We start from the raw sequence: 13,644 nt of genomic DNA, 5'->3' as shown, positions 1-13,644 counted from the left end.
TCTATATTTAAAATTTAATATTAAAACCACCCATCAATGATTTTGCTTGCGGATATTGACCATAGTCAACTCCCCTAGCTAATGGATTAGCAGAACTAATATCCGGGTCAAATCCCATATATTTTGTTAATGTAAATGGATTAATTGAACCGATATAGATTCGCATGCTGGTCATATTCAAACTTTCGCAAAGGTTCTTAGGTAAATTATAGCCAACTTGAATATTTCTGACCCTAGCAAATGAACCATCTTCTACATAGAAATCCGAAAATTCATTATTTCTGGTTTGGCCAGTAGTCAATCGTGGATATTCGTTTGTAGAACCTGGACCTGTCCATCTATTTATATTGTAAGCCAGTTGATTGGCATATGGCTGTTGTCTCTCATAATTTCTTATAATCTCATTTCCAATTATGGAGGTCACACTAGCTGTTAAATCAAAGCCTTTATATTTTGCATTAATGTTCAATCCCATGATAAAATCAGGATTTGGAGAACCTATCATGGTTCTATCTGAATCATCACCAAAGCTTATTACACCGTCACCATTTTGATCGACATATTTTAAGTCTCCTGGCTGAGCACCTGGCTGCTGAACTGAACTTGACGCAATTTCCTCTGCAGTTTGCCAAACACCATCTGTTTCTAATCCTATAAAATATCCAATTGGAAATCCTTCTTCAAATCTAGTTGCTGTATTACCACCAACACCAAATTGAACTCCAGGAATAAAATCTGTACCTGCTGGTAATTGAGTAACTTCATTTCTTAGATAAGTGAAGTTATAATTAACATTGATGCTAAAGTCATCCAATGGTTTGAACTCATAATTCAAGTCAAATTCAATCCCTTGATTTTGTACAGTTCCTGCATTTACAAAGGGGGGAGCACTTCCGGCACCATAAGTACCTAAAATTGCTGAAGCTTGCGCTTGAATCAATAAATTCTCTGTATTTTTAAGGAAGTAGTTTGCTCCAATATCTACACTATTAAATAGAGACAAATCTAATCCAATGTTGGTTTGCTGCGTTGACTCCCATTGCAAACTTGGATTTGGTGCGATTCCGATTGCCACACCATTAACTATGGTATTGTCAAACACATATTGCGCTTCTCCACCTAAATTTGCTCTGTATACATAAGAAGCAATTCTGTCATTTCCTGACCAACCATGACTTACTCTTAATTTTGCAAATTCAATAGCATCAACATTATAAAAGCTTTCATCAGATATAACCCATGCACCAGAAAGTGATCCAAAATATCCAAATCTGTTATTTGGACCGAACCTAGTTGACCCATCTCTTCTAATCACACCAGAAAATAAATATCGCTTGCCGAAATCGTACTCTCCTCTTAAGAAAATTGAACTCAATCGATCAACATTCTGAGCTGAAGATACTTGATTCAAATAACCACTAACTGCTTGATTTGTAGAAATATCAGCCAGATCGAGTGAATTATTTGGGATATTAAAAGCAGTACCACTTAACGATTGAAAAGAAGTCTCGTTAAATGACACACCAACTGTTGATTTTACATTATGTAGGTCTGCAAAAGTATTCTCGTAATTTACAAATCCTTCGAAAAGATAATCAAGGTAAGTAGTTCTTGCTTCTGTTACATTCGCACCTCTTTCAAGAAGTAATCCACCAACTTCTTCACCAATTAAAGTCGTTTGTGGATCTAAATCTGCATTTAACGCACTGTTTTGGTTTTTTCCACTTCCATAAAAAACGAGTGGGTTAAATTGCTTATAATCAACTAACGAATAGGTATAGGCCACTCTACCGCTAGCTGACAAATTATCAAGGATATCATAAGTCAATTCTTGTTTACCTACAATTTTATTAACTCTGGAATTGTTGTAAGTATTTTCAATTTGCGCCACAGGATTAATAATATCTGCAACATTTATTAAGTAAGAATATCTCCCGTCAGTTCTAAGCGGTTCCGTTGGATAAGCATTTGTAGCATTGTAAAGAACTGATCCAATTCCACCTTGAGGAATGGCCTTACTATATTCGTTAGTATAAAGTAAAACATTTGTAAGTTTCAATTTCGGTAGAATCTCAGTAGTAAAATTCAACCTACCATTATATCTTTCGAAAAAGGCTTTACTGCCGCCAACTATGCCTTCTTGGCCAAAGTAAGAACCCCCTATATTATATGTAGTCTTTTCTGTACCACCACTAACACTAATATTATAATTCTGGATTGGGGCATCTCTAAAGACTAAATCTTGCCAATCTGTACCCTCTCCTAAGTTTGTATTATTAAAGGGAGGCGTTTGGTTGCCTGCAACAAATGCTTCATTCTTTAGTGTAGCATATTCAGTTGCATTCAATAAATCTAATTTTTTTGCAGTTCTCTGAACACCATAATAGCCGCTTAGATTTAAAGTTGGTTTTGCATTTTTCTTCCCTTTCTTAGTCTCAATGATAATCACACCGTTTGCTGCTCTTACCCCATAGATACCTGCAGTACCATCTTTCAAAACATTAATGGATTCAATATCATTTGGATTCAAAGCATTCAGTCCGTCTGCTTCATAAATAATACCATCAACTACTATAAGCGGTGAACTATTACCGTTGGTGGAAATACCTCTAATATTTATATTAGAAGAACCACCAGGAGCACCTGAATTCGTTGATACATTAACACCGGCTAACTGACCTTGGAGAGCCTGATCGACTCTTGGCACATTACGTTCTTCAATCTTGTCACCATCCACCTGTGCAGTTGCTCCAGTCAATTCCTTTTTTGAAGTGCTTCCATATCCAACCACAACAACTTCGTTTAAAGACTGCAAATCTGGACTCATCTGCACATCAATTACAGATCTTCCATTCACTGGCACCTCAACAGTGCTGTATCCAATAAAACTGAATCTTAGGGTTGCTTCAGGATCAACACTCAACTTAAAGTTACCATCGATATCAGTTGTAGTTCCAGCTGATGAACCCATTACCATAATGTTAACACCTGGCATACTATTATTTGATTCATCAGTAACCTTTCCTGACACTGTTCTTTCCTGCGCATAGGAAAAATAGCTAGTGAGTAATAACACTGCTATCAGTAAATAATGCTTCATAATTGTTTAATTTAGTTTCAATTTGTTTCCAAAAAGTGTTTTAGTTAGAACACGTAGTCAAATGACCATTATTTATAAAAGTATACAAATTATAGACATACATCATAAATACATCATCAGCTAAAAATCAATTGCTCAAAACCACATCAAATCAAACTGGAAAATAGTCTAAAAATAAAATAGAGCATCTTTTTAACCACTACAGATAGCTGGTTTTTTTCTACACTATTTTCACCCCAAATACTACAATCTTATCATATTTCACTAAATTGTAACCAATTAACATCAAGGAAATGAAAGAGAGGTTTAAGATACTATTCATAATTATTGGTCTATTTCTAGTAGCGAACTATAGTTATGGGCAATTCATTGGTTATCCATTTTACAAATATTATTCTAGTCAAGATTATCATGGGGGAATACAAAATTGGAAAATCACTCAAAGCCAAAATGGACTACTATATGTAGCTAATAATTTTGGATTATTGGAATTTGACGGCACCAATTGGAATAAGTATTCTTTAGAAAGCGGGACTAAATGTAGAGATGTATTTGTTGACACTGATGGCAAAATCTATATCGCAGCTCAAGGTGATTTTGGCTACTATATTCCAAATAATTTAGGCAAACTGACCTTTGTTAGTTTAGCTGACAGTATTCCGGGAGATAAAAGAAACTTTGATGAAGCATGGAGGGTTTTTAAAAAAAATGATCAACTCCTATTTTGCACTTTCGATGACATATTTGTTTTCAATAAATCAGGAAAATTGTTAAATATAGTTGATCCTGAAACCGATCCTGATAACTTTTTCTTGGTAAATCATCAACTTTACCTTAACCAGGCAGGAAAAGGTTTATCCGTCATGGAAAATGGAAGAGTAAAACCAGCAGATCTTGGTGGTTTCTTTAAAAACATGACCATTAGCGGGATTCTAGAAATTAGTAATAATCAATTGTTAATCAGCACACTAAAAAGCGGAGTGTTTTTAAAGACTGGCAATACCATTAGCACTTGGAACCAGCAAAATCAGTCCACTTTTCAAAACTCCAATATCAATCAAATGATCAGGTTAAAAAGTGGGAAAATTGCTATTGGGACTCAAAATGAAGGGCTATTTCTCTTAGACACAAAAGGAAATATTAAAATGCAGCTCAATAAAGGAAGAGGTATTGAAAATAGAACAGTCCTCTCCTTATATGAAGATATTCAAGGTAATTTATGGCTTGGGCATAACAATGGTATCTCGTCAGTGGCCTTGAATTCCCCTTTTGAACATGTTAATGAACAAACTGGGCTACCAGGAACTGGATATGATGCACTCTTATTAAGAGACACACTTTATCTAGGAACGAATAATGGATTGTATTTCAAAAATATTCAACATAAAAACTCCACCTTTCAAAAAGTGGAAAACACAACAGGTCAAGTTTATAATATCAAACACTTGCATAACTCCATTGTAATGGGTCATCATTCTGGGACTTTCGACATTAAAAATGGAGAAGCTCAAAAACTTGCCAACATATCTGGAACCTGGACGCTACTTGATTTAAGAAAGCATCCAAAATATGTACTACAAGGAAACTATAAAGGTTTGTCACTTTTTGAAAAAACTGAAAGAGGACTGGTGTTTCTATGGAAATTAGATGGTTTTGAAGAATCCTCTAGAGTGATGGAGGAAGATGAAGAAGGTAATATTTGGATGACTCATGGCTATAAAGGTGTTTATAAAATCAACTTATCCGAAGATTTAAAGTCTGTTCAATCAGAATATTATGGAAAAACAAAGGGGTTACCTTCTAAAGTACTGATTAATGTCTGGAGGTTAAATAGCCAACTTATTTTTTCGACAGAAAGCGGAATTTATGAATATGATAAAAAGAAAGACCGCTTTATTAGATCTTCATTCTTATCCGATCATTTCCCTGAAAGCGTACAAATAGTCAGTTTTGCAGAGGATGCACTAGGAAACATCTATTTTGTTAGTACTAATGAAACGGGAGTGTTAGAAAAAAGTACTAACGGCAATTATAAAAAACATACGGCTGTTTTCAATCAACTAAGAAATGTTTTAAATGATGATTTACACAACATTATAACTTTAGAAGCCAATAAGGTATTGTTTGCGGCTAAAGAAGGCTTTATCCATTTTGATAACTCTGTCCAAAAATTACAAGAAATAAATTACAGTGTAATATTCACTAAAATCAGCATATCCAATTCAAAAGAAGACTCTATCATTACCTACGGAAGACAAATGGATGGACAAAATGTCACGTTTGAGCAGGTTAATAAGAATATAAAAATCCCGTTTAGAGATAACTCTGTACGAATTGAATATAGTGCTCCATATATGAATGGTCAATTTCAAAACGAGTATCAATATTGGCTTGAAAATAATGAAGATGGTTACAGTGATTGGTCAATTAGAACTGCAAAGGAATATACTAATTTACCTGAGGGAGATTATGTGTTCCATGTTAGAGCGAAAAATATCCATGGGCAATTGAGCAATGTGGCTACTTACGAATTCACCATTTTGCCGCCTTGGTATCGCACACCATGGGCGTATGGACTTTATGTTTTTCTTGCATTGGTTACTTCAGTCTTAGTCTTCCTGATTTTCGAATTACGATACAAAAAGAAAACCGAAATTATAACGGAAGAGAAAGAAAAAGAAATTACAAGAATTGACAGTGAATTAAAAACCTCTGAACAAAAATTGGAACACTTGAAAAACGAGAAGCTAAAATCGGAAATTAAACTAAAAAACAAGGAATTAGCTACCTCAACTATGCATTTGATTAATAAAAATAGCTTTATAAACAGTATAAAAACAAACTTGAATAACATTTCCAAACGGAGTAAAAATCAAGAGGTAAAACATGAAATTAGCAGGGTAATTCACAATATTGATAAAAACATTTCAGCAGATGAAGATTGGGAACATTTCTCCATTCATTTTGACCAAGTGCATGGTGATTTCATCAAAAGATGGCAAAAAGACTATCCTGACCTAAGCCCCCAAGAAATGAAACTAAGTGCGTATTTACGAATGAACCTTAGCACTAAAGAAATAGCCAACTTATTGAACATTTCAGTTCGAGGCGTAGAAATCGCACGCTACAGGCTGCGAAAGAAGCTTGAATTGGAACGTTCGGATAATTTGCAGGAGTTTATATTGAAATACTGATGACCTACTATCATCAATTTTCTAGACAATAAAATCTATTCCAACTATATTCTCATATCAAGGAAAAAGCTTTTCATTCAAAAAATATATTTAACAAGTGATTTATTTGTTTTATAATTCATAATATATTTTTATTGTAAGTTCAACACAATTATGTTTTATGAAATACCTTCTTATTAGCATTCTATTTTTAGTAAATTTTGCATTATCAGCCCAAAACAGCCCCACCCCTTTGATTAATTCACAAGAATTATTAACCGAAGCAAATACGCTTTCTAATGAGGGTAAATACGAAGAAGCCATACCGTTATATTTAAAAATATCTGAAAGCGATACAAACTATGTTAAAATGCTATCAGAACTGATTTTTGCTTATAATAAAACTGATCAATTTGAAAAGGCTATAACTATAGGAGAAGAATATAAGAACTCTACTAACCCTTACAGGTTAGTGTTTTATAATCAATTAGGAACCGCTTACCTAGGGTTAGGTAAGAAAGAAAAAGCAATTAAAGAAATTGAAACAGCTTTAGAAAAATATCCTTATCAAATATCTCTTTATTTCAATTTGGGTAAGATTTACATGAAGGCTGAAATGTATGATGAAGCAGAGACTGTATTTAAGCAAGGTTTAAAAATAAACCCTTTTCATAGTAGCATTCATATACTTTTGGGGAATTTAATGACTTTAAAAGGATTCAAAACCAGAGCAGCATTGAGCTACTCAATGGGAATAGCCTTAAATCCATCAAACAATCAGGCCTTGGTAATTCTGAATGATTTATTTAAAAATTCACTTGAATTTCAAGGATCAATCGATGGGGGTTCCGAAACTGTATTTACAGAATTAGAGCTCATTATCAATAGCAATGCTGCCACTGACGATAAATTTAAAACGGACATCGTGCTAAGGGCACCAGTAGCTCAGCAAATGGAACTAATACTAGAATCCCTTTCTTATAAAGAAAATACGAATAACTTTTGGATGAATTTCTATGTCCCTCTTTATACATCTTATCAGAAAGAAGAAATGGAAAATTCTTTTATCCATTTCATTTTATCATCAACAAACAACAAAGATGTTAGCAAATGGATAAAGAAAAACGAAAAGGAATTGTCATCATTTTATGACTTTACAAATAATTACCTAAAGGAATTTAGAGAAATAAATCATGTTAAACGTGATGGTAAATCTGAAGAGTACCCATTTTGGTTTTATGACAGCAATCAGCTTTTTGCTATAGGAAAATATGAAGATGACTTGTATTTAGATGATTGGGTTTTTTACCATCCTAACGGTGAAGTAAAAATTGAAGGAGAGTTTAATAATAAAGGACAAAAACAGGGCGAATGGTTGTACTATTACGACAACGGAATTCTTGAAAAAATTGAAAATTATAGCCAGGATAGTATAGAAGGGGAAATAACTTTTTATGACGAAACTGGAATAATTTCTTCTAAAGTCTTCTATAAAAACAGTGAGCCCCATGGTAAAATTGAAACATACTACTCATGTGGAGCATTAAAAGAAACATGGAGCATCAAGAATGGAGAGAAACAAGGACAAGGTATTTACTTTAATAAAATAGGCGATAGTGTTGCAACCTATAATTACTTGGATAACAAGCTAACAAAGGACTATGTATCCTACTACTATGATGGTACAGTACAAAATAGTGTGAAATATAAAAATAATTTAGCTGAGGGTCCATTCCATGCTTATTACCAGAGCGGCCAATTGAAAACCGTAGGGACTTACAAAAATGACAAATATGATAGTTTATGGAAAGGCTATTATGAAAATGGAAAGCTTTCTTTTGAAGGTCTATATAAGGAAGGAGAAAAAATAGGGCATTGGAAATTTTTTCACGAAAGCGGAAAACTTGACACTGAAGAAGTCTATAACAACAATGATTATGACTATATAAATAAAACATACTCTTCCGAAGGTGTTTTAATGCAAGAATCATATTATAATGATGATAAGTTTGTAGGATATAAAAATTTTAATACAAAAGGAGAATTAATAAATGAAGCTTTCGATAAAAAAGGAAGCTTTGAATATATAGCATATTACCCAACTGGAGCAAAATATCAAGAAGGGACTTATAAAAATGGGGAGCTTGAAGATAAGTTTATTAATTACTATCAGAACGGGCAAAAAAATAGCGAAGGCACATATAGTAATGGGCTCTTGGAGGGAGAATTTATAGTCTTTCATGAAAACGGAAGTATTTCAAGAAAAAGCGACTTCGAAAATGGAATCGAAAACGGTTATAACATTAATTATTATGATAATGGAAATATTAAAAATGAAGGATGGATAATAGATGACCAACAACAGCAATTATGGAAGTTCTATGATAAAGATGGTTCTTTGGCTAATGATATATATTTCCTTAGTGGAGAACCTAATGGATATGAAAATCACTATGACAACAAAGAAAGAATCACTAAAAGATTTAAATATAAAAATGGATATCTCTTGGAAATAAATCAGTATGACACTTTAGGGAATAAATTTCACACCAATACATTTGAATTTGGGAATGGTGAATATATTTTGAAATATCATGATGGAAAAACCTATTATGAAACTGAAATTAGCTGTGGAGAAAACACCAAAGATATTGTATCTTATTACCCTTCTGGACAAAAATATATTCATAGCCCTATTAAAAATGGAAAGCTAAATGGGGAATATGTGGTTTATTATCCAAACGGAAATATTGAAGTAAAGGGTATGTATAATCACGGCTTACAAGAAGGTAAATGGTATTGGTATTATGAGGACGGGACATTAGAGTCTGAGGGGGTATATAAAAATGACAAAATAAATGGCTATTCTAAAGATTTTTACGAATCTGGTCAATTGCAATCCGTCTGCAATTATGTAGATGGTGAAAAAATTGGTAAATGTTCATTTTACACAGTAGATGGAGAGAAGTACTTAATTAAGGAATACGATAAATCAGGTATCATTTCTTTCTCAGGTTTTAACAAAGAAGGTGAATATAAAACAAATTCTTTCGATGGAACTGGTGAAATCATCACCTATTATCAAAACGGGCAGTTAGCGGTTGTCCAAACTTATGAAAACGGATATTTTAGTGGCAAAAAACTACGATTTTATCCTTCTGGGCAGTTAAAAAGTGAAGAATTAATAGAAAATGGCATTGCCAAAGGAACGGATAAAAACTACTACAAAGATGGTAGCATAAAACGTACAGTGAGATTTGAAAATGACTATGTGGAAGGAAAAGTCATAGAATATTATCAAAACGGCAACATAAAAGAAGAGATTGAATACTTAGGTGGAGAAAGAAATGGTTGGCGAATAGAATACAATGAAACAGGAGAAATTATTAACAAGACCTATTACAGAGATGGAACCATATACTAAACGCACCCATCATAAAATTTGTGGGTTTTTGATTCTGATTTTATTTCATGTTTTCAATTCACAAGGACAAGATTTAAATTCCCTGACGAATAAATTGAAGAAATCATATCCCAATGAGCAAGCTGTTTTTAATAAGATAGCACTTGATTTGGAAATTATAATGGAAAAAGGCAAGCCAGTTATTAAAGCAAAGAATTACGAAGAAATAATTCACCTAGGCGCCTATTCTAATCAATATACAACTAATAAGATATATACCAATTCATTTGAAACCATAAATGATATTGAGGCTTTCACGGAAGTCCCATACAAAAACAGGACTAAAACATTTAAGGTGGACGAATTTAAAGAATCATTCGATAAAAACTCTTCTGTATTTTATGATGACACCAAGGTATTGAACTTTATATTTCCAGGAATTCAATCGGGATCCAAAACTATTTTGGAATATACTAGAACCTTAAGCGAACCTCGCTTTGCTCCTGGGTTTTATTTTCAAAGTTATTTACCCATCGTGAATGCCACTTATACTATTGAAGTTGACAAGCAAATTGACGTTGAATTTGATCTCAGAAATACTGAAGGTCATGATTTAAAGATTTCAAAGGAAGAAAGTAGAAATAAAATAAAATACACATACAATGTAAAAAATATTAGTAAATACAAAATAGAAAATAACACCCCTGATGTTAAATACTTTATTCCTCATATAAATTTAAGAATCAACAGTTATGATAATGATAAAAATAAAACAGTAAACCTCCTATCGGGTCCAGAAGATCTTCATAAATGGTATAGAGGCTTTATTGAAGGCTTAAAAACTAACTATAGTGCAGAAATAGACAAATTAACGAACTCCATAATCAAGGATATTGATGATGAAAAAGAACAAGCTAAAGCAATTTTTTATTGGGTACAGCAAAACATTAAATATATAGCTTTTGAAGATGGCATGAGAGGCTTTATTCCTCACAACGGAGCTTATGTATGCAGTAAACGCTATGGTGATTGTAAAGATATGGCAAGTTTAGTGGTAAATATGCTACACCATGCTGGAATTGAGGCCTACTTCACTTGGGTAGGAACCAGAGATATACCTTATAACTATTCTGATTTTGCTACGCCTTCGGTAGATAATCATATGATCGCAACATATATTCATGATAATAACTACTATTACCTTGACGCTACAGCACAATTTTCTCCCTTTGAAATTCCATCATCTATGATTCAAGGCAAAGAAGTTTTGATCTCATTGGGAGATAACTATGAAATAAAAAAAGTGCCAGAAATCGATAAACAAGTTAGTTTAATAACTGACAGTATACGTTTCAGCTTGAAAAACGGAGTACTTGAAGGCAGTGGAAAAGTTAGTTTATCTGGTTTCGCAAGAGTTTTTAATAATTATAAACTTGATGTTACAAGTGAACAAGATAAAGAAGACTATCTTAAAAGATTTCTATCCAAAGGCAGCAATAAATTTCAATTAGAAGATTATAATATTAAACAGTTGAAAGATTTAGACCTTCCACTTTTAATAGATTACTCTTTCTCTGTACAGAACTATTACCAGGAAGTTGGTGATGAAATTTACCTAAACCTGAATCTTGAAAAGCCTTTTAATAATGATCAAATTGATGAAGATAGAACGCAGTCAATAGAAAATGAATATAAATTTATTCAAAGAAATGTAAATAGATTTACGATACCAGAGGATTACAAAGTAACATATTTACCTCAAGATCATGCTTTTGAAGGAGACTTATTTGGTTTTAGTATTAATTATACACAAAAAGACGATGAAGTAATACTATCATCAGAATACTATTTAGACTATTTATTAATGCAACCCGATCAATTTGAAAACTGGAATAATGCGATCAATAAATTAAGCGAAGCCTTTAGCGAAATTATTATTCTAAAAAAATAGCTCGGTAAGATGTCCTATCCATTTTTAACAACTTTATACTTATAATAATCAAAGAATGAGACACATATTTATACTAATCATCTTTTCTATTGCAAGTGTTGGCTTTTCTCAGCAATACCAACCTTATAATTGGGAAGACAAAAGGAATCCAGAAAAACTAAATAAAAATCAAAGCAATAGCGAAATTAGTATCTTAAATAAGCATCAATACCAATTTGTTTATGAAGATCAAAAGCTTGTGTTATATAGTACCGAGCATTCTATAGTTAAAGTCAACAATGATAAAGCAGTTTCATCAAATAATAGAATATACATTCCTTTGGAAAATACTATTGAAATAATGGATGTAAAGGCTAGAACATTAGGCCCTGATGGAAAAACAGTTGAATTAGACAAAAATGAAATTAAGGAAGTTGAAGACAAGGATGGAGGGAAAGGATATAAAATATTTGCAATTGAAGGAGCTGAAGTGGGTGATGAAATAGAATTTTTTCATACTCGAAAAATGAAGCCTTTAAACTTTGGAAGGGAATATGCCCAATTTAATAATCCTACAAATAAATTTCAGTTTACATTATCATGTCCTGCTAATCTACGCTACGATGTAAAGAGCTATAATGGGCTTCCCGAAATTGAGGTTACCAATACTGAAGATTACAATAAGTACAATATCACAGCCAAAAATATTCCTGAATTAACAAATGAGCCATTTTCAAATTATAATTCAGAAAGAATGAGAGTAGAGTTCATACTAGCATTTAATACATATGGTGATGGATCCAAAATATATACATGGGAAAAAATTGGTAAAAACACCTACTCAGCAATTACAGAAAGAGAGAAATCAGAAGAAAAAGCTGTTCGTAAGCTACTTAAGAAGTTGAATATGCCAACTACATCAAGTGAATATGAAAAAGCTGCATATATTGAAGATTATCTAAAGAAAAATTACTTCTACGAAGAAAATGCCGGACCAGAATCAAGTAAATTGGATTTTATCATTAAAAATAAATTCAGTAACAAATTAGGTCTTAGTAGGCTTACTGTAGCTCTACTTAATGAATTCAATTTGCAGTATGAGCTAGTGGTAACTCCTGATAGGTCAGTTATGGAAATAGATTTAGACTTTGAAACTTATAATTACCTATCTGATTATCTAATATATTTACCCAAGAGCAACAAATATTTAACCCCTCACGATATGTCAGTGAGGCTTGACATGGTACCTGCTCAACACACTGCTACGAATGCAATATTTATTAAGGAAACTAAGATCAGAGATTATGTCATCCCTGTGGTTGAAACACGGTATATTGAAGCCCCGTCAGCCGATTTAAATAGGGACGATATGGAAGTTGTAGTTGATTTTCAAGAAGACCTATCGGGTAACAAGATAAATTTAAAAAGAAAATTCACGGGATATCAATCTTCTTTTATTAAATCAATATTACCAATTATTGAAGAAAAACAAAAAGAAGAATTATTGAAAAATTTGGTAAAATTCATGACAACTGATGCTGATATTCAAACAATGGAATTTCAAGAATCTGAGTTTGATTATACAAATTGGACAACTCCCCTGGAAATTTCAAGTACTTTTACTTCTAAAGCATTTTTAGATAAAGCTGGCCCTACTTTACTATTGAAAGTAGGAGAATTGATTGGCCCACAATCTGAACTTTATCAGGAAGAAGATCGAAAATTAAAGGTTGTAAATGAATTTAATAGGAAATATGATAGAAAAATCACGATCAACCTCCCCCCTCAATACGAACCTCAAAACTTAGAAGATTTAAATATAGATGAAGTGGTGAAAAACATTGAAGGCAACGAAATATTTAAATTTAAGTCAACTTATGAAATAAATCAAAATCAATTAATCATTCAAATTGATGAATTTTATGAAAAGATACATTATCCAAAAGAAGAATTTGAAGCTTTCCAAAAAGTCATAAATGCCGCTGCTGATTTTAACAAAATAGTGCTGGTACTGAAAAAGAAATGAATTTGTATATAA

5 protein-coding genes are annotated in these 13,644 nt (G+C 32.6%); 4 read left to right on the top strand and 1 reads right to left on the bottom strand.

The features are described from left to right. Window positions 1-7: 7 nt before the first annotated feature. The gene (locus tag FTRAC_RS00785) at window positions 8-3,100 is read right to left on the bottom strand and encodes a SusC/RagA family TonB-linked outer membrane protein (RefSeq protein ID WP_013452315.1); all 3,093 of its coding nucleotides are present in this window, start codon (window positions 3,098-3,100) and stop codon (window positions 8-10) included. Between the two features lie 293 nt (window positions 3,101-3,393). On the opposite strand from FTRAC_RS00785, the gene FTRAC_RS00780 reads away from it, so the two are divergent. From FTRAC_RS00780 to FTRAC_RS00765, 4 genes are all read left to right on the top strand, one after another. Next, window positions 3,394-6,294: a helix-turn-helix and ligand-binding sensor domain-containing protein gene (locus FTRAC_RS00780; protein WP_013452314.1), complete on the top strand. Its 2,901-nt coding sequence runs from the start codon at window positions 3,394-3,396 to the stop codon at window positions 6,292-6,294. 160 nt (window positions 6,295-6,454) lie between these two features. Continuing rightward, complete coding sequence (locus FTRAC_RS00775; protein ID WP_013452313.1) at window positions 6,455-9,697, top strand: toxin-antitoxin system YwqK family antitoxin; 3,243 nt, start codon at window positions 6,455-6,457, stop codon at window positions 9,695-9,697. After that, window positions 9,642-11,627, top strand: a complete 1,986-nt coding sequence (locus tag FTRAC_RS00770; protein ID WP_041649368.1) for a transglutaminase domain-containing protein — start codon at window positions 9,642-9,644, stop codon at window positions 11,625-11,627. Before FTRAC_RS00775 ends, FTRAC_RS00770 begins: the two co-directional genes overlap by 56 nt. A gap of 55 nt (window positions 11,628-11,682) precedes the next feature. Further along, window positions 11,683-13,632, top strand: coding sequence for a DUF3857 domain-containing protein (locus FTRAC_RS00765; RefSeq protein WP_013452311.1), 1,950 nt, complete (start codon window positions 11,683-11,685; stop codon window positions 13,630-13,632). Window positions 13,633-13,644: the final 12 nt, after the last annotated feature.

The sequence above is a fragment of the Marivirga tractuosa DSM 4126 genome (assembly GCF_000183425.1).
Lineage (GTDB): Bacteria > Bacteroidota > Bacteroidia > Cytophagales > Cyclobacteriaceae > Marivirga > Marivirga tractuosa.
This window is presented reverse-complemented; position numbering and strand designations above follow the sequence as displayed.